The organism is Pseudomonas sp. UTLPPB19802, from assembly GCF_059730225.1.
Map to the genome: position 1 here is coordinate 7,373,102 of NZ_AP048545.1, position 23,981 is coordinate 7,397,082.

The following is a 23,981-nucleotide window of genomic DNA, read 5'->3' on the forward strand; positions in this document are numbered from 1 at the left end:
TTTCGCCGTGCGCTGGCTCAGGATCGCCATAAGTTTCACCGTCAGCCTGCTGACCCTGCTTTGCCTCGCAACGGCTGCACAAGCCTCGCAGGGCAGTGGTTGGGCAGTATTGCTCGACGACCAGGCCGACCTGCAACTGAGCGACATCCGCTCCTCACGCTACATCAACCAATTCAGCCCGATCGAACTCGACCGTCTCACCGCCGCCCAACCCGACGGTGCACTGTGGCTGCGCTTCCGCCTGCTGCCGGGCAAACACGAACAGATCCTGCGGATCTTCGCTCCGGACCTGGCTCGCCTGGACCTGTATACCTTCGACGGCGACACGCTGATCGACCAGGTGCGCGGCGGCAATGATCTACCCAAGGCCGAACGACCGGTACCGAGCAGCGACTTCATGCTGCCACTGACGCAAAGCAGCAAGCCCCTGGACCTGTACCTGCGTCTGGTATCCAAGCATGAACTGCGCCCGCACATCACCCTCGATTCGGCGGTGATGAACGCTGCCGACCGCGGCCAGAGCCTGCTCTATGGGCTGTTGTTCGGCTGCCTGTCGATGCTGATCCTGCACAACCTGACCCGCTTCGCCTATACCCGCTCGCGCAGCAGCCTGTGGCTGGCCTCCTGCGAATTCCTGCTGCTGGTCAGCGCGCTGTTCCTGCTGAACGTGCTCGGCCCCTGGCTGCCCGACTGGCAGGGTGCGCAAACCGCCGGCGCCTACCTGGCCTTGTTGCTCACCGCGCCCTGCGGGCTGATGTTCACCTACAGTTTCTTCTCGCCGCTGGGCCCGCATCCGCTGAACAAGCTGCTGCTCGGCGATATCCTGGTGATCAGCCTCGGCGGGCTGTTGCTGCTGTTCGTCGATACCCTGCCACTGAACGTGATGACCTACGGCCTGGTCGGGCTGGCCAGCCTGAGCATCCTGCTGGTGTCCGCCTATCACTGGCAGAAGGGCTACCGCCCGGCGCGACTATTCGTTGTCGCCATGGTCATTTTCAACATCGGCACCCTGGTCATCCTGCCGGCCCTGCTGGGCCTGACCCTGGTCGCCCCGGAAGGCTTGATCGTCGCCCTGCTGATTTTCATTTCGGTCAGCGGCCTGCTGATGAGCATCGCCCTCGGCGAGCGCCGTCGCAGCATCACCGAAGACCAGTTCAGCCTCAGCCGCGACCTGGCGGCAAGCAATGCCGAAATCGCCGCCAAGGCCGAGTTCCTGGCGAAGATCAGCCACGAGATCCGCACCCCGATGAACGGCGTGCTGGGCATGACCGAACTGCTGCTCGGCACGCCGCTGTCCGTCAAGCAACGTGACTATGTGCAGACCATCCACAGCGCCGGCAACGAACTGCTGACGCTGATCAACGAGATCCTCGACATCTCCAAGCTCGAATCCGGGCAGATCGAACTGGACGACGTGCAGTTCGACCTGAACGCGCTGATCGAGGACTGCCTGAGCATCTTCCGCGCGAAGGCCGAGCAGCAGAACGTCGAACTGATCAGCTTCATCCAGCCCCAGGTACCGCGGGTGATCAGCGGGGACCCGACCCGCCTGCGCCAGACCCTGCTGAGCCTGCTGGAAAACGCGATGAAGAAGACCGACGAGGGCGAAATCCTCATCGTCGTCGCGCTCGACGAACGCAGCGGCCAACCGCGCCTGCGTATTGCGGTGCAGGACAGCGGCGTGCCGATGGACGACGAGGAGCGCGATGCCCTCCTCCATGCCGAGTTGCAGAGCAAGAACTTCCTCGCCGCGACCCGCCTGGGCGGCCACCTGGGCCTGGTGATCGCCCGCCAGCTGGTGCTGTTGATGCGCGGCGAGTTCGGCATCAAGACCGGCGCCAACCAGGGCAGCACCCTGTGGCTGACGCTACCACTGGACCCGCAGCACCTCGAACACCCGACCTCCGATCTCGACGGCCCGCTCAAGGGCGCCCGGGTGCTGGTGGTCGACGACAACGATACCTGTCGCAAGGTGCTGGTCCAGCAGTGCAGCGCCTGGGGCCTGAACGTCAGTGCAGTGCCCTCCGGCAAGGAAGCCCTGGCGCTGCTGCGCACCAAGGCCCACCTGCGCGACTACTTCGACGTGGTCCTGCTCGACCAGAACATGCCCGGCATGACCGGCATGCAGCTGGCGGCGAAGATCAAGGAAGACCCGAGCCTCAACCACGACATCCTGCTGGTCATGCTGACCGGCATCAGCAATGCGCCGAGCAAGATCATTGCACGCAATGCCGGCATCAAGCGCATTCTCGCCAAGCCAGTGGCCGGCTACACGCTCAAGACCACCCTGGCGGACGAGCTGACCCAGCGCGGCAAGGGCCAGGTCGTGGCCTCGCCGCTGGGCACAATGGTCACGCCGGCGGTCACGGTGCCCAGCGATTTCCGCATCCTGGTGGCCGAGGACAACAGCATTTCCACCAAGGTCATCCGCGGCATGCTCGGCAAGCTCAACCTGCAGCCCGACACCGCGAGCAATGGCGAGGAGGCCCTGCGGGCCATGAAGGCCCAGCGCTACGACCTGGTGCTGATGGACTGCGAGATGCCGGTGCTCGACGGATTCTCCGCCACCCAGCAACTGCGCGCCTGGGAAGTCGGCAACCAGCGGGTCCGCACGCCGGTAGTGGCCCTGACCGCGCATATCCTCAGCGAGCACAAGGAACGGGCGCGCCAGGCCGGCATGGACGGCCACATGGCCAAGCCCGTGGAGCTTTCGCAACTGCGTGAACTGGTCGAGCACTGGGTCGCCCAACGCGACATCCAGCAGGTGCGGGAACAGACCACCTCCTGAGCCAACCTGATAGACTGCCCAGGCCCTCCCCCGTTCGAGCTCAGACCATGCTCCACGTGTTGTTCAGTGTTTACCTGAAGATGCTGGTGCTCTACAGCCCGTTCTTCGTCCTGTCCTGCTTCATCAGCCTGACCCGCGGCTACTCCAGCAAGGAGCGCCGCCGCCTGGCCTGGAAAGTCGCCCTCGCCACGCTGGTGTCCAGCGTGCTGCTGTATCTCTTCGGGCGCGTGATCTTCAGCGTCTTCGGCATCACCGTCGATGCCTTTCGCATCGGGGCGGGCAGCGTGCTGTTCATCTCGGCGCTGGGCATGGCTCAGGGCAAGTCGGCGGTGCAGAGCGACAACGTGCAGCAGGACGTGACCATCGTGCCGCTGACCATCCCGCTGACGGTCGGCCCCGGCACCATTGGCGCCCTGCTGGTGATGGGCGTGAGCCAGCCGCACTGGGACGACAAGCTCACCGCGATCGTCAGTATCACCTTGGCGAGCTTCACCGTCGGCGTGGTGCTGTACCTGTCGAACCGTATCGAACGGATCCTTGGCGACCAGGGCCTGCAGATCGTCAGCCGGCTGATGGGGCTGTTCGTCTGCGCCCTGGCGGCGCAGATCATCTTTACCGGTGTGCGCGGCTACCTGGTGCCGTGAAACAACGGGTCAGGAACCCGGCTTCTCACCGTACCAGCGCGGCGTGTAGACCCACTCGCCACCCTCGGCGCGGGGGAATACGCAGGTAGTCGACGAACCGATGATGACCATGGTGCGCATGTCCACCTGGTCCGGGGTCAGGTCGCCCAGGGTGGTCACCCGCAGCGTCTGTCCCGGCCGGCCGATATCGCGCCCCAGCACCACCGGCGTCTGCGCCGTGCGATGTTGGCCGACGATTTCCAGCGCCCGGCCCAACTGCCACGGGCGGGAACGGGAAATCGGGTTGTAGAACGCCAGCGCCAGGTCGGCCTCGGCCGCGAGGTCGAGACGTTTTTCGATGATCGTCCACGGCTTGAGGTTGTCCGACAGCGACATCACGCAGAAGTCATGCCCCAACGGCGCCCCGGCCTGGGCGGCAGTGGCCAGCGAGGCGGAAACCCCGGGCAGGATCTCCAGTTCGACCCCGTGCCAGATGGGATCAACGGACTCGTGCAAGGCTTCGAGTACCGCCGCCGCCATGGCGAACACCCCCGGATCGCCGGACGACACCACCACCACCGAACGGCCGGTGGCCGCCAGTTCGAAGGCATGGCGGGCGCGCTGCATTTCCTCGCGATTGTCGGTGCAGTGCAGCACCTGATCAGGCCGGAACGGGCCGGCCATGCGCACGTAGGTCTCGTAACCGAGCACATCGTTGGCCCGGTCCAGCTCGGCCCTGACGGCGGGTACCATCAGTTCGGCGGCACCCGGGCCGAGGCCGATCACGGCCAGGCGTCCACGGGGTCGCCCGATCTGTTGCGGATCCAGCGGCTGGGCGGCGACAGCGAGTGCCATCCCCGCGCTGGCGTGCAGCGATGAAGCGCCAGGTACGGCCTGTCGCGCCAGCTCTTCCTCCCCCACACCCGCAGCGACGAAACGCAGCGGCACGCCCAGCTGTGCGGCGGCCTCCTGCAAGGCCGGACTGGCCATCTGTGTGTCTGCGGCCAGCAGGCAGGCCAGGGATTGTTGCGCAATTCCGGCGCCCTGCAGCGCCGATCGAACGCGCTCGACCAGCTCCGGCAGCTCCGCGGAAACCGCCGCCAGCACGCAGCGTGGATAGATCAGCAACTCGTCCGCCGCCGGCACGCGCTCGGCACTGCCCACGTGGATCGACAGCCTCGCGCCCTGGTCTTCCGGCAGGCGCGCCTCGGCCAGCCAGGGCGCGTCACCTTCAATCCGTACGCGCTCGCCGGCCAGCAGGTCCGAAACGAAACGCTTGCCCAGCTCCAGATCCGCCAGGGCATAACCGCTCGGCGGATTGAGCAGGCAGGTGCCAAAACGCAACTCGCCACTGGTGGTGATGGCCGGAGCCACGCCGAGGCCTGCCGCCATTTCACGGGCCATGACGTTGACACCGCCCAGTCCGCCCAGCAACGGCACCACCGCGCTACCGTCCTCGGCCACCGCCAGCACCGGCGGCTCGGCGCCCTTCTCCAGCAACACCGGCGCCAGGCTGCGGATGACGATCCCGGCCGCGCACAGGGCAATGATCGGCGTGTCCTGCTGGTAGAGCTGGCGCAAGGTGGCGCCGAACTCGTTGTAGGTGCGGTCCGCGCCCTCGACCCGTTCGGCCAGGCCATGGACCAGGGCATCCGGGTAGATCTGCTGAAGCCGGCGCGCGGTCGCCAGGCTGCCATTGCCGAGAATGACAATGGCCGGTGCCGGGCGACTCATCCCTGCCACCGTTCGCCGGGCACGATGATCAGCGAGAAATACGGCGAGGACATCGGATCCACTTCATCGAGCGGGACGATCTTCTGGTTGGCCATGGTCGCGCGCTCGACATACAGGGCGCGACCGGCCAACCCCAGCTCTTCCAGGACCTGGCGAACCTTGGGAAAATTGCGGCCCAGCTTCATCACCACCGCCGCATCGGCATCGCCCAAGCGGCGCTTGAGGTCATCGTGGGGCAACACGCCGGAGAGCACCGACAGGCTCTGGTTGCGATACACCAGCGGCACGCCGAGCACCGAGGCGCCACCGAGCATCGAGCAGACGCCGGGGATAACCTGGGCTTCGTAGCGATCGGCCAGGCGGTCGTGCAGGTACATGTAGGAGCCGTAGAAGAACGGGTCGCCTTCGCAGATCACCGCCACGTCGCGACCGGCGTCCAGGTGCGCGGCCACCTCCAGGCTGGCTTCGTCGTAGAAGTCGCTGATCACCTGCTCGTAGGACAGCGGCGCCGGCAGGGCTTCGGTGGTCACCGGATAGACCAGCGGCAGCAGGGTCTGGGCCTGCTGCAGATGGCCCTCGATGATACCGAAGGCATTGCCCTTCTTGCCCTTGGCGACGAAGTACGCCACCACCGGCGATTCGCGCAGCAGGCGCAGCGCCTTCACGGTGATCAGTTCCGGATCACCCGGTCCCACGCCGAGGCCGATCAGACGTCCAGGCTGCTGCATCATTCCACCTCCGTGGCGAGGGCATTGACGGCAGCGGCGGCCATGGCACTGCCACCCAGGCGGCCCTGCATGATCACGAACGGCACGCCACGGCTATCGGCGGCGAGCATCGCCTTGGACTCGGCGGCCCCGACGAAACCCACCGGGAAACCGAGGATCAGCGCCGGTTTCGGCGCACCGGCATCGAGCATTTCCAGCAGGTAGAACAGCGACGTCGGCGCATTGCCGATCACCACCACGCTGCCTTCCAGATGCGGTCGCCACAATTCCAGGGCCACCGCCGAACGGGTGTTGCCCACCTCCTGCGCCATGGCCGGCACGCGCTCGTCGCGCAGGGTACAGATCACCGGGTTGTTGGCCGGCAGGCGGGCACGGGTGATGCCTTCGGAGACCATCCGCGCATCGCAGAGAATCGGCGCACCAGCGGCCAACGCCTCGCGCCCGGCCTGGCCGGCGCCCGGCGAGAATTGCAGGCCATCGATGGCGTCGACCATGCCGCAGGCATGGATCACCCGTACAGCCAGTTTCTCCAGGTCGGCTGGAATACGTGCCAGGTTCGCTTCCGCGCGAATGATCGCGAAGGAGTTGCGATAGATCTCCTGACCATCGCGGATGTAATCAATCATCGGTGTTGCTCCGTGAGCGGGCCTCAAGCAAGGCGCCCGCCGCATCAATAGTAAGGTTGCGCGCGTGCAGCAGGCCGAAGCCGGGCTGGGCTGCATCGCGAAAATAGAGGTCGTAGTGGCCTGGGCTGACCGCCAACAGCGTCGCCGGCGCCACATGGGCTGCCGCGCAGGAACGCTGGCAGCCGGACAGGTGCACGCCCTGTGGCTGCTCCAGCAGCAATGTCGCCAGGCGCCGGGCGTCGCTCTTGGTATCGGCCAGGCCCTTGGCGCAGCCGGCGGAACCGGTGCAGGCGATAAGCCGCGCCAGCGGCTGATCGGCCGCGCAGAGCAGCCCGAGCTGTTGCAGTAGAGCGGTGACGTGGCCGGCGTTCTGCGCAAGGATGCCGGGCAGCAGCAGGCTCTGCCAGGGCGTCAGCCGCAGGCTGCCGTCACCGTATTGCTGCGCCAGCCGGGCCACGCCCGTGAGCATGGCCGCGTCGAGACGGCCCAGGGGGAACACGGCGCCGACATAGACCCGATCCGGCTGTCGTTGTGGATAAGTGCCGATATGCAGCAAGTCGGTGGCAGCCGGCCGGCGCCAATCGCCAACGCTCGTCGGCTCGCTGCCGAGGCGTGCAGCCAGGTGCGCCAGGAGCGTCTCGGTCGGCACTTCGGCCAACAGATGGCGCATGCGTGTCTGCTCGGGACGAGCGAGATCGAGGAACAACTCAAGCACCGCCATCACCAGGGCGTGTCCCTGCTCCAGAGGCACTGCCGCCAGAGGCGCGTCATGGGCAGGACAGCCGGCGAGACCGAAGGCCAGGTAGGGACGGTCCTCGATCAGCAGGGCCGACAACCACAGGTCATGGGGATGCTCGAGCATCGCCAGGGCCTCGCCGCCGTCGAGCTGGATGGCAAACTTGGCCGACAACTCATGGAAGCGCGACTGGCCCTGCAGGCTGGCAAGAATCTGCGCAGCCAACGGACGCGTATCGACCAGCAGCCGCGAATCGATGCCGGCACTCGGGCTGAGCATCAGGTTGCGCACATCGTCCGCACCACTGGCCCGAGACATCCCGGCCCCTGTGGTCGGCCCAAGGCCGGCCGCCAGCAAACGGTCGATCAGCGCCTCATGCGCCGTACCGATCCCGCGAATCTGCAGATTGGAACGGTTGGTCGCCTCGATCATCCCACCGGCATGACGCTCGGCGGCCTCGGCCACCGCCAGGGCCTGGTCGGCACTGATCACTCCGCCGGCCAGCTTGATCCGACAGATACCGCCATCCAGCGCCGGGACGATACGCAGCAACCCCGGACAAGCCGAGGGGCGGACAGCGTTGGCAAGCGGGTGTTCGTTCAAGGGGCAACCGGCAGTCAGGGAAAGTGCTCGTGGTCATCGAAAGGCGTTTCGCCATCGAAGGCGCGGTATTATGCCTGCTTTGTCTGACGGCATGAAAAGACTGCCCGTCGGAACAGCTGCGTTTTGAGGATTTTAGATGGCGCTCTGGCTGACAGTAGTGGGAATCGGTGAAGACGGCGTCGGTGGCCTGGGCGAAAACGCCCGGCAGGCACTGCTGGGCGCGGCACGGGTGTTCGGCGGGCAGCGCCAGCTGGACCTGCTGCCCGCCAGCGTGACGGCCGAGCGCCTGGCCTGGCCGAGCCCGTTCTCCATCGAGCCGGTACTGGCCCTGCGCGGCACGCCGGTGTGCGTGCTGGCCAGCGGCGATCCGATGTTGTTCGGCGTCGGCGCCAGCCTGTCGCGCCAGGTCGAACCGCAGGAAATGCGCGTACTGCCCGCTCCTTCCGCCTATTCACTGGCCGCCGCCCGACTGGGCTGGGCGTTGCAGGAGGTGGTGTGCCTGTCGGTGGTCGCCCGTCCCGTCGCGGCACTCAGCGCGCAACTGCACACGGGGTTACGCCTGCTGGTGCTGAGCAATGACGAGCACAGCCCCGCCGCCATTGCCGCGCTGTTGCGCGAGCGCGGCTTCGGTCCCAGCCGCATCAGTGTGCTGGAACACCTCGGCGGGCCGCTTGAGCGGCGCATCGAGTGCATTGCCCTGGACTGGCAGGAGCAACCGTTCGCCCGTCTCAACCTGGTCGCCATCGAATGCCAGGCCGACCCGGCCACGCCGCGCCTGTCGCGCATTGGCGGGCTGCCGGATTCCGCGTTCGAGCATGACGGTCAACTGACCAAGCGCGATGTCCGCGCCATCACCCTCGCCCGCCTCGCGCCGGTTCCCGGCGAACTGCTCTGGGATGTCGGCGCGGGCAGCGGCTCCATCGGCATCGAGTGGATGCGCGCCCACCCTTCCTGCCGGGCGATTGCCATTGAAGCGAATGCGGGCCGCCAGCAATTGATCGAACACAACCGCGATGCCCTTGGCGTCCCCGGCCTGCGCCTGGTTCGCGGCAACGCGCCACAGGCCCTGGAAGGGCTGGAGCAGCCGGACGCGATCTTCATCGGCGGCGGCGTGACCGTTCCCGGCGTGCTGGAAACCTGCTGGGCCCAGCTCAAGCCCGGCGGACGGCTGGTGGCCAATGCCGTGACCCTGCAGAGCGAACTGCTGCTGATGAACTGGCGGCAGACCCATGGCGGCGAGTTGACCCGCATCCATGTCGCCCAGGCCCAACCGCTGGGCGATTTCGACACCTGGCGCCAGGCGTTGCCGATCACCCTGCTCGAGGTGGTGAAACCTTGAGTCCCACCCAGCCTGGAACCAGAGCACGACCCCATGCGTGACGAAACCGCCGAACAACCCGCTCCCCTGCGCAGCGGCCTGACCACCGGCAGTTGCGCCACCGCCACCGCGTTGGCCGCGGCACGCCTGCTGTTGGGTGGGGTCAGCCACGATGCCGTGCAGATCATCCTGCCCAAGGGCAAGCAGGTCGAGATGCGCCTGGAGTTCTGCCGCCTGCACGAGGACGGCGCCGAGGCCGGCACCCTCAAGGATGCCGGCGACGACCCGGATGTCACCCATGGTGCCCTGCTCTATTCCCGCGTACACCTGACCAGCGAACCCGGCGTACGCTTCCATGCCGGCAGCGGCGTCGGCACCGTCACCCGCCCCGGCCTGGTCCTGGCCGTCGGCGAACCGGCGATCAACCCGGTACCGCGCAAGATGATCAGCGATCACCTGCTGCAACTGGCGGCCGAGCATGGCTACAGCGGCGGTTTCTCGGTAACGGTCAACGTCGAGGGCGGCGAGGCCCTGGCGCTGAAAACCATGAACCCACGCCTGGGTATTCTTGGTGGTCTGTCGATTCTTGGCACCAGCGGTATCGTCCGGCCGTTTTCCTGTTCGGCCTACATCGCCTCGATCCATCAGGGCATCGACGTCGCCAAGACCAACGGCTACCTGCATATCGCCGCCTGCACCGGCAACGCCAGCGAAGACACCATGCGTCGTGTCTATGACCTGCCGGAGATCGCCCTGATCGAAATGGGCGACTTCGTCGGCGCCGTGCTCAAGCACCTGCGCAAGGTGCCTGTGGATAAGTTGAGCCTGTGTGGCGGCTTCGGCAAGATCAGCAAGCTGGCGGCGGGGCACATGGATCTGCACAGCCGGCATTCGAGCATCGACCTGCCACAACTGGCCGAGTGGGCCGCCGCCGTGGGTGCCGACGACGCCCTGCAAGAGGCCATTCGCCAGGCCAACACCAGCCAGCAGGCGCTGGCGATGGCCAGCGCCGCCGGCATTGCCCTGGGTGATGCGGTCTGCCAACACGCCCTGGACTTCGCCCGCAGCGTAGTCCCGACCCAGGTGCAGGTGGAAGTGTTCGCCATCGACCGCCAGGGCGGCATCGTCGGCCACGCCGGAGCGTTTCAATGAACAAACCCATCAAGCGCCTGCTGTTGCTCGGCGGCGTCACCGAAGCCCTGGCGCTGGCCCGCACGCTGGGGCCACAGCATATCTACAGCCTCGCCGGCGTCGGCCGGGTTCCCACCGACCTGCGCTGCGAGGTACGGGTTGGCGGCTACGGTGGGGCCGAAGGCCTGGCGCAGTTCATCCGTGAGCAGGCCATCGACCTGCTGCTCGATGCCACCCACCCCTACGCCGCACAGATCAGCCGCAATGCGGCAGCGGCGGCACAATCGGCCGGTATTCCCTGCTGGGCCCTGCGCCGCCCGGCCTGGGTCGCCGAACCCGCTGACGACTGGCGGGAAGTCACGGATTGGACCGAACTGGTCGAAGCCCTGAAGCCGTTCCACCGACCGTTGTTCACCCTGGGCCGCGAGCCCCTGCAACATCTGGATGAGATTCCCGAGGGTCAATTCTGGACCCTGCGGGCCCTCGATCCCTACCCCGGTAACGACCGCTGCGAAGTGATCGGCGCCCGCGGCCCGTTTCATCTGCAAGACGAACGAGCCCTGTTCGAACAGCGTGCCATCGACGTGCTGATCAGCAAGAACAGCGGCAGCGGCGCCACCGAACCGAAGTTGCAGGTGGCCCGGGAACGCTCGGTGCCGGTACTGATTCTCAAGCGCCCCCCGCTGCCGGCAGTGGACCGGGAGTTCCAGACGCTCGAGGAAACACTTGCCGCCTTGGCAACGGCCCTGTAATACATCACGATCCCTGCTTGTCAAAATAGTAACCTATTTGTTACTTTGAGAGCAGGGATGATCGACCTCGAAGAATATGTGCGGGACAACCACTTCAACCCGTTCGAACGTTGGTTCTCTTCACTGGATGTGCAAGCGGCCGCCAAGGTTTCCACCGCCCTGCTCCGACTGGAGATGGGTAATACTTCGAACATCAAATGGTTCGATGGCCTCGGGGAATACCGCATCGACTGGGGGCCTGGCTACCGCATCTACCTGATGCGCGAAGGCATGCGCTTGATCATCCTGTTTGGCGGCGGCGACAAGTCCACACAGAAAAGAGACATCCAGCAAGCCAGACAGTTGGTTGAAGAATACAAACGTCGCAGACGCACAGAACCGCAAACGAGGTAGACCCCATGGCACTGAGCCGCAGCTTCAAACAAACCATCGCCGAGCGGGCACAACGCGACCCGGCTTTCGCCGAGGCGCTGCTCGATGAAGCGGCCAGCCTGTTTCTCAATGGCGAGCCGGAAATGGCCCGGATCATCCTGCGCGACCTGGTCAACGCCACGGTGGGCTTCGAAGGGCTCGCGCGGGAAACCGACAAACCCAGCAAGAGCCTGCATCGCATGCTGTCAGCCAACGGCAATCCCAGCATGGATAACCTGGCCGCGATCTTTGCCGTCATCCGCCTCGCACTGGGCGTCAACATCGAGGTACACAGCGTTCCGCTCAACTGATCGGCAACGCTATCAAACCGGCACTGCTACGCTTGCCGAAAACGCTTGCGATAGAAAACCGACACCGTCTTGCGACCTTTCACCGCAGCCCGTGCTTTTACTTATGCAGGACGTTCAGGCTAAATAACCCACCGGTTTGAAACATCCGACGGAAACTCTTCCATGTCCCGACAACGGCTCGCCGCAGCTACCTGGATCGCCTGCTTTGCAGTGCTGTTCAATCTGCTTGCCATGCCGATCTCCGGAGCCATGGCATCCGCCTCGGACCGTTCCGTTTCCGAGCAACTGCTCTGGGGCAGTTTCTGTTCGGCCAGCGGCACCAAGCTGGTCGCCACCGTCATCAGCAAGCTGGAGCAAAAGGCCCCACAGGGCGATGATCACTCCAACATGCAGCATTGCTGGTGCTGCTCCGGCTCCGCGCCGCTCGTGGCCTTGCCCGGACACATCCCGCAACTGGCACTCGCACAGGTCGAAAGCGGCCCACCTCAGGTCGCACTCCGTGTCGACTCGCCGACACCGCGCCAGCAGTGGCCCTCACTCAATCCCCGAGCCTCTCCAATCGCCTGATTCGTATTCGCAACCCTTTGCGTTTTGAATCGTTATGGAGAACTCCCATGCTCAAGAATGCCCTGCTCCTGGCCGCCTTGCTGCTGCCTGTCGGCTTTGCCGATGCCCATGAATTCACCGTCGGCGAGTTACGGATCGACCACCCGTGGTCCCAGGAACTGCCACCCAATGCGCCCACCGTGGCCGCCTACTTCACCCTGCAGAACCAGGGCATGACGGCTGACCGCCTGACCGGCGTCGACAGCCCCATCGCCGGCAAGGCCGAACTGCACGAGCATGTGATGCAGGCGAACCTGATGAAAATGCAGCAGGTGCCGGACGTGGTCATTCCCGCCAAGGGCGAGGTGAAGTTCGCGCCCATGGCCTATCACGTGATGCTGCTCGACCTGCGCGATCGCAGCCTGCTGCAGGACGGCAAGCACTTCCCGCTGACCCTGCACTTCGAGAAGGCCGGCGCCGTCACCGTCGAAGTCGCGGTACAACGCCAGCCGCCCGCCGCGACCATGGACAAGATGCACATGCACGCCCAGTAACCTTCGGGCCCGTTGCACGCAATGCGCGCTTGCCGCAACAGATCCAGCCACTCCCGCACCCAGGCGCGCGGCAGTTGGCTGAGCCTGTTCGCCATGTTGATGATCTTTATCGGTCCGCTGATTTCCCAGGCGATGCCGATGGATCAGCACGCCATGTCGATGGCAATGAACATGGACATGCAAATGCCCATGGACATGCCCGGCCACCACGCCACACCGGCCGCAGAAGGCTCGGGCGAGCAGCATGGCAATAGCGCCGAGCATCACGCGCTGTGGGAAAAATGTGGCTACTGCAGCCTGTTGTTCAGTTGCCCGGCGCTACCCCAGACCCTGAGTTTCGCCGCCCTCGACGGCCCGCGACCGGTCCCCACGGTCGACTCGAGAATCCGCCTGGGCCATGCCCGGCAGAGCATTTTCCCCGGCGCCCGAACCCGCGCGCCGCCGACTTTCCATCAGGCAACGAGCTCTCTCTCACTCGGCCCGACCGCCCTGTAGCAAACACGGCGCGGTGGCCGTGTTGTATTCGCTTGAATGATGGAACGCTTATGTCCACTGCAAAAACTCGCCTGCGCGCTCCGCGGGCGGCCACTCCTTTCGTCCCCAACGCGCTGCGCCTGAGCCTGCGCCAAGCCACTGCACTCATGTGCGGGGCTCTGCTGGCGCCCGCCGTGTTCGCCGCCGATGCACCCGACGAGCATGAGCAACATGCCCAGGAAATCAGCCCGACGGTGATCACTGCCGTCGCTCCCAGCTCGCCGCTGACAGTCATCACCAACCCCAAGGAGCCGCGGCAGCCGGTACCCGCCAGCGATGGCGGCGACTACCTCAAGACCATCCCCGGCTTCGCCCTGGTACGCAATGGCGGCACCAACGGCGACCCGGTGCTGCGCGGGATGTTCGGCTCGCGCCTGAACATCCTCACCAACGGCAGCATGATGCTCGGCGCCTGTCCGGGGCGGATGGATGCGCCGACCTCCTACATCTCGCCGGAAACCTACGACAAGCTGACCGTGATCAAGGGCCCGCAGACCGTGCTCTGGGGGCCGGGCGCCTCCGCCGGGACCATCCTGTTCGACCGCGAGCCGGAGCACTTCGGCGAACTCGGCAGCCGGATCAACGCCAGCGTCCTCGCCGGCTCCAACGGCCGCTTCGACAAGCTGGTGGATGCCGCCGTGGGTGGCCCGCAGGGCTACATCCGGGCGATCGGCAACCAGGCCCATTCCGATGACTACAACGACGGCCACAACGACACCGTGCCCTCGCGCTACGACAAGTGGAACGGTGACGTCGCCCTCGGCTGGACCCCGGACGCCGACACCCTGCTCGAACTCACCGCCGGCAAGGGCGACGGCGAGGCGCGCTACGCCGGGCGCGGCATGGACGGCTCACAGTTCAAGCGCGAAAGCCTCGGCCTGCGCTTCGAAAAGTCGAACCTCGGCGAGGTGCTCGACAAGCTCGAAGCCCAGGTCTACTACAACTACGCCGACCACGTGATGGATAACTACACGCTGCGCCAGCCGTCCGGCACCGGGATGATGGCCGGGCCCATGGCCTCCAACGTTGACCGGCGGACCCTCGGCGCGCGGATCAAGGCCACCTGGCACTGGGCCGACTGGCAACTGGTCGGCGGCCTCGACGCCCAGACCAACGAACATCGCCAGCGCAGCAGCATGGGCATCGACACCTACAAGGACCTGCCACGGACCAAGGACGCCGACTTCCACAACTACGGCGTGTTCGGCGAGCTGACCTGGTACGCCGCCGAACGCGATCGCCTGATCAGCGGCGCACGCCTGGACCGTGCCTCGGCGCGGGACTTTCGCCAAACCCTCGGTTCCGGCATGAGCGCGCGGGCGAACCCGACCGCCAACGACACCCGGGCCGATACCCTGCCCAGCGGTTTCGTCCGTTATGAACATGACCTGGCCGAGACTCCCGCCACCTTCTATGCTGGTCTGGGCCACGCCGAACGCTTCCCGGACTACTGGGAGCTGTTCTCGCCGGACAGCGGCCCGAACGGCTCGCTCAATGCCTTCGATGCGATCAAGCCGGAGAAAACCACGCAACTGGACTTCGGCGTGCAATACAAGAGCGCCGACCTGGAAGCCTGGGCTTCGGGCTATGTCGGCCAGGTGCGTGACTTCATCCTGTTCAACTACCAACCAGGCATGATGGGCATGACCTCCCAGGCGCAGAACGTCGACGCCCGGATCATGGGCGGCGAACTGGGTGCGGCCTACCAGCTGACCTCGAACTGGAAAGCCGACGCTACCCTGGCCTATGCCTGGGGCAAGAACACCAGCGATGGCAAGGCCCTGCCGCAGATCCCGCCACTCGACAGTCGTTTCGGCCTGACCTACAGCGAGGACGACTGGAGTGCCGGCGCCTTGTGGCGTGTGGTGGCGGCGCAGAACCGCATCGACCAGAACAAGGGCAACGTGGCCGGCAAGGACTTCTCGAAAAGTGCCGGCTTCGGCGTGTTCTCTCTCAATGGCGCGTACCGGATCAACAAGCACGTGAAAATCAGCACCGGAGTCGACAACCTGTTCAACAAGGCCTATGCCGAACACCTGAACCTGGCAGGGAACGCCGGCTTCGGCTACCCGGCCAACGATCCACAGGCGATCAACGAACCGGGCAGGACCTTCTGGACCAAGGTGGACATGGCTTTCTAAAAAGCACCACCGACTCCCCTCTGTGGGAGCCGGCTTGCTGGCGATAGCTTCCCGCACGAGCGCCATCCATGCATCGGATGGCCGCTTGCGACGGATCGCCAGCGAGCCGGTTCCCACAAGGTTTCGCACTCAAATAAATCAAGCCTTGCGGAGCGCTCCTGATGAGCCAACCGAAAATTTCGTTCTACAACCTGGCCTGGCGCTGGCATTTCTACGCCGGGCTGTTCGTCGCCCCGTTCATGATCCTGCTGGCCCTGACCGGGATCATCTACCTGTTCAAGCCGCAGCTCGACCCGCTGATGTACGGTAACCTGCTGAAAGTCGAGCCAGGCCATCACCTGATCAGCGCCGATGAGCAGCTGCAACGCATCCACGCCACTTATCCACAGGGCCGGATCAAGCAATACCTGCCGCCACCTGCCACCGGACGCAGCGCGCAGTTCGTGGTGATCCAGGATGGCCGGGAACTCAACATATTCATCGACCCCTATCGGGGCAACGTGCTCGGCGAGCAGGATGCCAAGCTCAACCTGCAAGCCGTCGCCCGCGCCCTGCACGGCGAGCTGATGATCGGCACCGTCGGCGATCGCCTGGTGGAACTGGCCGCCGGCTGGGGCGTGATGCTGGTGGTGTCCGGGGTCTACCTGTGGTGGCCGCGCGGCCGCTCTTCGGCTGGCGTACTCTGGCCGCGACTGAGCGCCCGGGGCCGCCTGCTGTGGCGTGACCTGCATGCGGTGAGCGGCTTCTGGGGCTCGATCCTGCTGCTATTGATGCTGCTCAGCGGCATGACCTGGACCGGCTTCTGGGGCAAGCAGTACGCCGAAGTCTGGAACAGATTCCCCGACCCGATGTGGAACAACATGCCCAAGTCCGACGTCGAGGCCCGCAGCCTGAACACGGCGGCGCGCCAGACCGTGCCGTGGGCCGTGGAGAACACGCCGATGCCGATGTCCGGTGATCATGCCGAACACATGCATCATGGCGGCCACTCGGCCGGCCCCGCGGCTCCGGGCGTCACGCTGCAACAGGTGGTCGACATCGCCACTGCACGCCAGGTAGAGCCCGGCTACAGCATCACCCTGCCAACCACCGCCGAAGGCGTCTTCACCATCGCCGTGTTCGCCGACGACCCGCGCAACGATGCCACCCTGCATGTCGACCAGTACACCGGCACGGTCCTCGCCGATGTGCGCTGGCAGCAATACGGCAACGTCGCCCGGGCCACGGAAATGGGCGTGATGCTGCACGAAGGCAAGCTGTTCGGGCCGATCAACCAGATCGTGATCCTGCTGATCTGCCTGATGATCCTGCTCGGTTCGGTCAGCGGCCTGGTGATGTGGTGGAAACGCCGTCCCCAGGGCAGCCTGGGCGTGCCGCCGCTGCGTCACGACCTGCCGCGCTGGAAGAGCGCGATCCTGGTCATGCTGGTACTGGCGATCCTGTTCCCGCTGGTAGGGGCGTCGCTGGTCGTGGTCTGGCTGCTCGACAAACTGCTGTTGTCGCGGCTGGGTCGCCAACATGAACCGAACTCACCACCAGCCTGAGGAACGTGAGATGCTCTGATATAGAGAGATCTATAGACTTTGGAAGCTATGCGCTTGCAATCGGATATTGTTATAATATAACAATATCGCAAGCCTCCCGACCCGCAGCCACAAGCTGCGGGGACTCTCCGAAGAAAAGCGACTCACTGCCCCGATGAACAAGTATTTCCTGTCCGGCCTCTGCCTGCTGGCGTTCAACCACGCCCAGGCGGATGCCACGCTGACCCTGCCCACCGGCACCATCACCGCGCCCGCCGTCGACCACGACAGCATCGACCTGAAGACTCCGACCAGCGCCGGCTCGCGCCTGGGGCTCAGCGCCCTGGAAACCCCGGCCAGCACCGAAAGCCTGAGCGGTGAACGCATTCGCCAGCGCGGTGACGCCAGCGTGCAGGATGCGGTTTCACGCAGCACCGGGATCAGTCGCACCGGCACTCCGGGCGATGGCGGTACCTCGCTGCAGGCCCGCGGCTTTACCGGCCAAAGCTCGGTGATGCAACTGTACGATGGCAACCGGATGTACACCGGCATGGGCACCGTGACCTTCCCGGTGGACACCTGGGCGGTGGAGCGCGTGGATGTTTTGCGCGGCCCAGCCTCGGTGCTGTATGGCGAAGGCGCCACGGGGGCGGTGATCAATACCATCCCGAAAAAACCGTTCGAAGGCGAGATCGAAAACCACCTGCGCCTTGGCTACGGCTCCCATGACAGCCAGCAGCAAGCCTTCGACAGCGGTGGCTCGCTGACCGACAACCTCAGCTACCGGATCAACCTCAACCGCCTGCGCAGCAATGGCTGGATCGATCGCGGCGACTCCGCCAGCGACTTCGTCAGCGCCGTCCTGCGCTGGCAGGCCAATGACAGCCTGGTGTTCACCCTGGCCCACGACTACGGCGACCAGCAGCCGATGAACTATTTCGGCGTGCCGCTGATCAACGGCCACTACCAGAGCCACCTGCGCGACCGGAACTACAACGTCGGCAACAACACCCAGCACTACAACGACCAGTGGACACGCCTGACCACCGAATGGCAGATCTCCGACAGCATCAGCTCGAACAACGAGCTGTATTACCTCAAGGCCCAGCGCCGCTGGCAGAACGCCGAGAACTACGGTTTCAACAGCAGCAGCCAGCAATTGCTCAGAAGTGGTTTCCTTGGCATCGGCCACAACCAGGAACAGGTCGGCGACCGCCAGACCTTCACCTTCAAGCACAGCCTGTTCGGCCTCGACAGCCAGACCCTGACCGGGGTGGATTTCAACCGCATCCGCTTCAAGCTGGCCAGCAACTCGCCGTTTGATGACCTGCTGCCGGCCGGTCAGCCGATCGATATCGAGCACCCGACACCCGGCGCTTTCGAGAGCGCCAGTCCCTACCGCGACCAATTCAAGAGCACCACGCGCCAGTTCTCGGTCTTCGCCGAAAACCGTATCCAACTGAATGAACAGTGGTCGCTGGTGACCGGTGTACGCCGGGACTTCGTGCACATCGACCGCGATAACCTGGTCGACGGCAGCGATAGCGACAAGAGCCTGGTGGGCAGCAACTGGAAAGTCGGCCTGGTGTACGCCATGACTGCCGACACCTCGCTCTACGGCCAGTACTCCACCAGCACCGACGGCGTCGGTGGCCTGATCTCCCTGAGCCCGAGCCAGCAGCAGTACGACCTGTCCACCGCGAAGCAGAGTGAGATCGGTCTCAAGCAGATGTTCTGGGACCAGCGTGGCGAATGGACCCTGGCGGCCTACCACATCGTCAAGAAGAAGCTGCTGACGGACGATCCGAGCAATACCCAGAACAAGCTGCAGGTCGGCCAGCAGTCGTCCGATGGCCTGGAAGCCAGCCTCGACCTGAAGCTGGCCCACGACTGGCAGTTGCAGGCCAATGCCGCCATCGTGCGGGCGCAGTACGACGATTTCCAGCAGGAGGTCAACGGCGCCTACGTTTCCCGCAAGGGCAATCGTCCGGTGGACGTGCCCCGGCGCACCGCCAACCTGTGGTTGAGCAAGGCGATTACGGATGATGTGCAGGCCGGTGCCGGTGTGCGCTACGTCGACACCCGTTATGCCGACCTGGCCAACAGCGCCGAGTTGCCGAGCTACACCGTGGTCGACGCGAATCTCTCGTGGAAGGCCATGCGCAACACCACATTGGGCCTGCAATTGAACAATCTGTTCGACCGCCAGTATGCGCAAAGCCAATACAATGATGGTCAACAATGGATCCTGGGGCAGCCGCGCTCGTTCTTCGTGACGGCGGACTACACCTTTTGAGCGGGATACGATGGAGTTCCTGGGCTGGAACCCTGGAGCTCCTAGGCTGAACCGGGACTCTGAGTTCCTGGGCTGAACTGGAACTCGATGGAGCTCCTGGGCCGAACCGGGACTCTGTGGCGAGCGGGCTTGCCCGCGCTGGGGCGCAAGGCGGCCCCAAAACCGGCCAACGCGCTGTATCAGGCGAAACGCGCTGGCTGGACTTGCGGCCGCCGCGCGGCCGAACGCGGGCAAGCCCGCTCGCCACAAGTTCGTGCCCAAGACCAGAGATCAACCACCAGACCCCGTTGGATACTGACAACCCATGACCTCGCTGACCCTCGCCAACCTGGCCTGGACACCCCTGGGCCAGGGCCAATGCCATCACTCGTTCCAGTTGCGGGACGCCAACCTGCAGGTGGCCGCCGGTGAGTTCGTCGGCCTGATCGGGCCCAACGGCAGTGGCAAGACCAGCCTGCTCAAGTGCGCCTATCGCTTCAGCCAGCCGGAAAGCGGCGAGGTCCTGCTGGAACACCAGAACGTCTGGAAACAGTCGCCACGCTGGTGCGCCCAACGCATTGCCGTGGTCCTGCAGGAGTTTCCCGATGCCTTCGGCCTGACCGTCGAGGAAGTGGTCAGCATGGGCCGCACGCCCCACAAAAAACTGTTCGACGGTGAAACCGCCCTCGACCGTCAATTGATCCACCAGGCCCTGGAATCGGTCGGTATGCACGGCTTCGAGGACCACGCCTTCGCCACCCTGTCCGGCGGCGAAAAGCAACGGGTGATCCTCGCCCGCGCCCTGGCCCAGCAGCCGCAGTTGCTGATCCTCGACGAGCCGACCAATCACCTCGACCCACGTTACCAGCTGGAACTGCTGACCCTGGTCAGGCGCCTGAACATCGGCACCCTCGCCAGCATCCACGACCTCAACCTGGCCGCGGCCTTCTGCGATCGGTTGTACGTACTCAATCACGGCCGCATCGTCGCCAGCGGCACTGCGCAAACCGTGCTCACCCGTGAGCTGCTACGCGAAGTGTTCGGCGTCGACGCACTGGTCGACAACCACCCGCTGGGCGGCTACCCACGCATCACCTGGATAACCCAACCATGAAATTACCGTGCCTGGCGCTCTGCCTCGGTTCCCTGTTCACCTCGATGGCCAGCCTGGCCGAATCGACGCACTACCCGTTGACCGTCCACAGCTGCAACCGCGAGGTGACCTTCAAGGAAGCGCCCCGCCACGCGCTCAGCCACGACATCAACATGACGCAGATGATGCTCGCCCTCGGCCTGAAGTCGCGCATGGTCGGCTACAGCGGCATCAGCGGCTGGAAGGCCGTGACCCCGGAAATGGCCCGGACCCTCGACGGCCTGCCGGAACTGGCGGCCAAGTACCCGTCGGTGGAAACCCTGCTCAACGCCAACGTCGACTTCTTCTTCGCCGGCTGGGACTACGGCATGCGCGTCGGCGGCGATCTCACGCCACAGACCCTGGCGCCGCTGGGCATCAACGTCTACGAGCTGACCGAATCCTGCGCCTTCGTGATGAAGCGCCCGGGCGCCAGCCTCGACGACACCTACAACGACCTGCGCAATCTTGGGCGGATCTTCGACGTGCAGGACCGTGCCGAAGCGTTGATCGCCCAGATGCAGGCCCGTGTCGCCGCGGTACGGAAAAACCTGCCGGCCGACCGCCCACGGGTGTTTCTCTACGACAGCGGCGAGGACCGGGCCATGACTTCCGGCCGCCTGGCCATGCCCCAGGCACTGATCGAGGCGGCCGGTGGGCGCAATGTGCTCGACGACGTCGAAGCCAGCTGGACCCGGGTCAACTGGGAAAGCGTGGTGGAGAAAAACCCGCAGGTGATCGTCATCGTCGACTACAGCGAAATCACTGCCGAGCAGAAGCAACACTTCCTTGAAAACAACCCGGCCCTGCAGTCGGTGGACGCGATCCGCAACAAGCGGTTCGTAGTCATTCCCTACGCCGAGGCAACGCCGGGCATCGACAACGTCCACGCCATCGAAACCCTGGCCAAGGCGTTCCATCCGCAATGATGAGCCGCCGCTACCCCTTGCTGCTGGTGGTACTCGGCGCGCTATTGCTGGTGTCCTGCGTGGTGTCGCTGGGCTTCGGTCCGGCACGGCTGCCGGTGGACCTGGTGTGGCGCATCCTCGCCTACAAGCTGCTGGGTAGCGGTACCGTGGAGTGGAATGCCGGGCAGGAACATATCGTCTGGCTGATCCGCGTGCCGCGCATGCTGCTCGGCGCCCTGGTCGGCGCCGGCCTGGCGCTGATCGGCGCAGTGCTGCAGGCGGTGACCCGCAACCCGCTGGCCGACCCGCACCTGCTCGGCGTCACCTCCGGAGCGACCCTCGGCGCCGTGATCGTGGTGCTGCACGTGGGGGAAATCACCGGCCTGCTGACCCTGCCCATCGCCGCCTTCATCGGTGCGCTGGGCAGCATGCTCGCAGTACTCGCCATCGCCAGCCGCAACGGTCGACTGGACAGTGAGCGCCTGCTCTTGTGCGGGGTGGCGGTGTCGTTCGTGATGATGGCGCTGGCCAACCTGCTGCTGTTTCTCGGCGACCACCGGGCCAGCTCCGCGGTGATGTTCTGGATGCTCGGCGGCCTTGGCCTGGCGCGCTGGGAACTGCTGCTGGTACCGACGCTGAGCGTGCTCTGCGGGCTGCTCCTGCTGCTGGGCATGGCCCGCTCGCTGAACGCGCTGATGGCCGGCGAGCAGACCGCCGTGACCCTGGGCCTGAGTGCGCGCAATGTGCGCCTCAAGGTGTTCCTGATCGCTTCGCTGATGACCGGTGTGCTGGTCTCCATCAGCGGCTCGATCGGTTTCGTCGGGCTGATGGTGCCGCACATCGCCCGCTACCTGGTGGGCGCGGAACACCGCCGCCTGCTGCCGGTGTCGGCACTGCTCGGCAGCCTGTTCCTGATCTGGGTCGATGTCGCGGCGCGGACCCTCATTGCCCCGGAGGACCTGCCCATTGGCGTCGCCACCGCGGCCATCGGCGGCCTGTTCTTCATTGGGCTGATGCGCCGCCGGTAAGGGCGCTATCGCCAGCAAGCCGGCTCCCACGGGATCGTCTGCGGCCGGGCTACCGTGCTGTATGGTCACTGCGGGGACCGGCTTGCCGGCGATAGCCGCTGCACGATGACGACCCGGGCACCAATCTGGCGCCCTCCACGCACCGCGACCTCCAGGCCGCCCCGGCCTGGTGCAACTGTTCAGACCACACCGCCCTCAAACCCGCCAGCCAAGGCCCTTTCATCGACTCGGCACAGCCCTTGCAAAACCCCTCCCAGCGTCTGCATCTGCCAACCAAAAAAATCGAGACCCTGGAGATCGCACCATGAAGCGTCGTAGTTTGATCAAGGCTTTCACCCTGTCGGCATCGATTGCCGCCATGGGCCTGACCTGGACCGTCGAGGCCGCCGAGACCATCAAGGTCGGCATCCTGCACTCGCTGTCCGGGACCATGGCGATCTCCGAGACTTCGCTCAAGGACATGGCGCTGATGACCATCGACGAGATCAACGCCAAGGGCGGGGTCAACGGCAAGATGCTCGAACCGGTGGTGGTCGACCCGGCCTCCAACTGGCCGCTGTTCGCCGAGAAGAGCCGCCAGTTACTGACCCAGGACAAGGTCGCGGTGGTGTTCGGTTGCTGGACCTCGGTGTCGCGCAAGTCGGTGCTGCCGGTGTTCGAGGAACTCAACGGCCTGCTGTTCTACCCGGTGCAGTACGAAGGTGAAGAGATGTCGCCGAACGTCTTCTACACCGGCGCCGCGCCGAACCAGCAGGCGATCCCGGCGGTGGAGTACCTGATGAGCGAAGACGGCGGCGGCGCCAAGCGCTTCTTCCTGCTCGGTACCGACTACGTCTACCCGCGCACCACCAACAAGATCCTGCGGGCGTTCCTGCACTCCAAGGGCGTGGCGGACAAGGATATCGAAGAGGTCTACACCCCGTTCGGCCATGCCGACTACCAGACCATCGTCGCCAACATCAAGAAATTCTCCGCCGGCGGCAAGACCGCGGTGATTTCCACCGTCAACGGCGACTCCAACGTGCCGTTCTACAAGGAGCTGGCGAACCAGGGCCTGAAGGCCACCGACGTACCGGTGGTGGCGTTCTCCGTAGGTGAGGAAGAATTGCGCGGCATCGACACCAAGCCACTGGTGGGCAACCTCGCGGCGTGGAACTACTTCGAGTCGGTGAACAATCCGGTGAACCAGAAGTTCGTCGCCGACTGGAAGGCCTACGCCAAGAAGAAAAACCTGCCGGGCGCCGACAAGGCAGTGACCAACGACCCGATGGAAGCCACCTACGTCGGCATCCACATGTGGGCCCAGGCGGTTGAAAAAGCCAAGTCGACCGATGTCGACAAGGTCCGCGAGGCCCTCGCCGGCCAGACCTTCGCCGCGCCGTCGGGCTACACCCTGACCATGGACAAGACCAACCACCACCTGCACAAGCCGGTGATGATCGGCGAGATCCAGCCGGACGGTCAGTTCAACGTGGTCTGGCAGACCGAAGGGCCGATCCGCGCCCAACCCTGGAGCCCGTTCATTCCGGGCAACGACAAGAAGCCGGACTACGCGGTGAAGAGCAACTGAGTGGAGGGG

Annotated in this window: 21 protein-coding genes; 17 read left to right on the top strand and 4 right to left on the bottom strand. The window is 65.1% G+C overall.

Annotated features, from left to right (window positions below):
- Window positions 1-7: 7 nt before the first annotated feature.
- Together AC6I6U_RS32680 and AC6I6U_RS32685 are read left to right on the top strand one after the other, a co-directional pair.
- Window positions 8-2,788: a hybrid sensor histidine kinase/response regulator gene (locus AC6I6U_RS32680; RefSeq protein ID WP_497880036.1), complete on the top strand. Its 2,781-nt coding sequence runs from the start codon at window positions 8-10 to the stop codon at window positions 2,786-2,788.
- A 47-nt stretch (window positions 2,789-2,835) separates the two neighbouring features.
- Window positions 2,836-3,432: a MarC family protein gene (locus AC6I6U_RS32685; protein ID WP_497880037.1), complete on the top strand. Its 597-nt coding sequence runs from the start codon at window positions 2,836-2,838 to the stop codon at window positions 3,430-3,432.
- 9 nt (window positions 3,433-3,441) lie between these two features.
- Here the strand turns inward: AC6I6U_RS32685 and cobJ are convergent, their stop codons facing one another.
- The 4 genes from cobJ to cobG are packed head-to-tail and all read right to left on the bottom strand — an operon-like array spanning window position 3,442 to window position 7,838.
- Window positions 3,442-5,145, bottom strand: a complete 1,704-nt coding sequence (cobJ, locus tag AC6I6U_RS32690; RefSeq protein WP_497880038.1) for a precorrin-3B C(17)-methyltransferase — start codon at window positions 5,143-5,145, stop codon at window positions 3,442-3,444.
- Window positions 5,142-5,873: a precorrin-2 C(20)-methyltransferase gene (locus AC6I6U_RS32695; protein ID WP_497883156.1), complete on the bottom strand. Its 732-nt coding sequence runs from the start codon at window positions 5,871-5,873 to the stop codon at window positions 5,142-5,144. Before AC6I6U_RS32695 ends, cobJ begins: the two co-directional genes overlap by 4 nt.
- Window positions 5,873-6,499: a precorrin-8X methylmutase gene (locus AC6I6U_RS32700; protein ID WP_497880039.1), complete on the bottom strand. Its 627-nt coding sequence runs from the start codon at window positions 6,497-6,499 to the stop codon at window positions 5,873-5,875. The genes AC6I6U_RS32695 and AC6I6U_RS32700 overlap by 1 nt, the downstream gene beginning before the upstream one ends.
- The gene (gene cobG / locus AC6I6U_RS32705; protein ID WP_497880040.1) at window positions 6,492-7,838 is read right to left on the bottom strand and encodes a precorrin-3B synthase; all 1,347 of its coding nucleotides are present in this window, start codon (window positions 7,836-7,838) and stop codon (window positions 6,492-6,494) included. Before cobG ends, AC6I6U_RS32700 begins: the two co-directional genes overlap by 8 nt.
- A gap of 136 nt (window positions 7,839-7,974) precedes the next feature.
- Here cobG and cbiE point away from each other — a divergent pair, with 136 nt between their 5' ends.
- The 15 genes from cbiE to urtA all read left to right on the top strand — a co-directional run bounded on the left by cbiE (window position 7,975) and on the right by urtA (window position 23,972).
- Window positions 7,975-9,177 carry a precorrin-6y C5,15-methyltransferase (decarboxylating) subunit CbiE gene (gene cbiE, locus AC6I6U_RS32710; RefSeq protein WP_497880041.1) on the top strand — a complete coding sequence of 401 codons (1,203 nt, stop codon included), beginning with the start codon at window positions 7,975-7,977 and terminating at the stop codon, window positions 9,175-9,177.
- A 33-nt stretch (window positions 9,178-9,210) separates the two neighbouring features.
- Window positions 9,211-10,308, top strand: a complete 1,098-nt coding sequence (locus AC6I6U_RS32715) for a cobalt-precorrin-5B (C(1))-methyltransferase (RefSeq protein WP_497880042.1) — start codon at window positions 9,211-9,213, stop codon at window positions 10,306-10,308.
- Between the two features lie 8 nt (window positions 10,309-10,316).
- Window positions 10,317-11,039 (top strand): cobalt-precorrin-6A reductase, encoded by a 723-nt coding sequence (locus tag AC6I6U_RS32720; protein ID WP_497883157.1) that lies wholly within the window; start codon window positions 10,317-10,319, stop codon window positions 11,037-11,039.
- Between the two features lie 57 nt (window positions 11,040-11,096).
- Window positions 11,097-11,432, top strand: coding sequence for a type II toxin-antitoxin system RelE/ParE family toxin (locus tag AC6I6U_RS32725; RefSeq protein ID WP_497880043.1), 336 nt, complete (start codon window positions 11,097-11,099; stop codon window positions 11,430-11,432).
- 5 nt (window positions 11,433-11,437) lie between these two features.
- Window positions 11,438-11,761 (top strand): helix-turn-helix domain-containing transcriptional regulator, encoded by a 324-nt coding sequence (locus AC6I6U_RS32730; RefSeq protein ID WP_497880044.1) that lies wholly within the window; start codon window positions 11,438-11,440, stop codon window positions 11,759-11,761.
- A gap of 162 nt (window positions 11,762-11,923) precedes the next feature.
- Window positions 11,924-12,328: a DUF2946 domain-containing protein gene (locus AC6I6U_RS32735; RefSeq protein WP_497880045.1), complete on the top strand. Its 405-nt coding sequence runs from the start codon at window positions 11,924-11,926 to the stop codon at window positions 12,326-12,328.
- Between the two features lie 47 nt (window positions 12,329-12,375).
- The gene (locus AC6I6U_RS32740; RefSeq protein WP_497880046.1) at window positions 12,376-12,861 is read left to right on the top strand and encodes a copper chaperone PCu(A)C; all 486 of its coding nucleotides are present in this window, start codon (window positions 12,376-12,378) and stop codon (window positions 12,859-12,861) included.
- Between the two features lie 21 nt (window positions 12,862-12,882).
- Window positions 12,883-13,356: a DUF2946 domain-containing protein gene (locus tag AC6I6U_RS32745; protein ID WP_497880047.1), complete on the top strand. Its 474-nt coding sequence runs from the start codon at window positions 12,883-12,885 to the stop codon at window positions 13,354-13,356.
- 50 nt (window positions 13,357-13,406) lie between these two features.
- Window positions 13,407-15,536 carry a TonB-dependent copper receptor gene (locus AC6I6U_RS32750; RefSeq protein ID WP_497880048.1) on the top strand — a complete coding sequence of 710 codons (2,130 nt, stop codon included), beginning with the start codon at window positions 13,407-13,409 and terminating at the stop codon, window positions 15,534-15,536.
- Window positions 15,537-15,697: 161 nt separating this feature from the next.
- Window positions 15,698-17,080: a PepSY-associated TM helix domain-containing protein gene (locus AC6I6U_RS32755; RefSeq protein ID WP_497880049.1), complete on the top strand. Its 1,383-nt coding sequence runs from the start codon at window positions 15,698-15,700 to the stop codon at window positions 17,078-17,080.
- Window positions 17,081-17,234: 154 nt separating this feature from the next.
- Window positions 17,235-19,355, top strand: coding sequence for a TonB-dependent receptor (locus tag AC6I6U_RS32760; RefSeq protein ID WP_497880050.1), 2,121 nt, complete (start codon window positions 17,235-17,237; stop codon window positions 19,353-19,355).
- Between the two features lie 304 nt (window positions 19,356-19,659).
- Entirely contained in the window at window positions 19,660-20,448 is a 789-nt protein-coding gene (locus tag AC6I6U_RS32765; protein WP_497880051.1) for an ABC transporter ATP-binding protein, read from the top strand.
- Window positions 20,445-21,395, top strand: a complete 951-nt coding sequence (locus AC6I6U_RS32770) for an ABC transporter substrate-binding protein (protein WP_497880052.1) — start codon at window positions 20,445-20,447, stop codon at window positions 21,393-21,395. The genes AC6I6U_RS32765 and AC6I6U_RS32770 overlap by 4 nt, the downstream gene beginning before the upstream one ends.
- Window positions 21,392-22,402, top strand: coding sequence for a FecCD family ABC transporter permease (locus tag AC6I6U_RS32775; protein WP_497880053.1), 1,011 nt, complete (start codon window positions 21,392-21,394; stop codon window positions 22,400-22,402). Before AC6I6U_RS32770 ends, AC6I6U_RS32775 begins: the two co-directional genes overlap by 4 nt.
- A gap of 304 nt (window positions 22,403-22,706) precedes the next feature.
- A complete protein-coding gene (gene urtA / locus AC6I6U_RS32780) occupies window positions 22,707-23,972 on the top strand; it encodes an urea ABC transporter substrate-binding protein (RefSeq protein WP_497880054.1) in 1,266 nt (421 codons plus the stop codon).
- Window positions 23,973-23,981 lie beyond the last annotated feature (9 nt).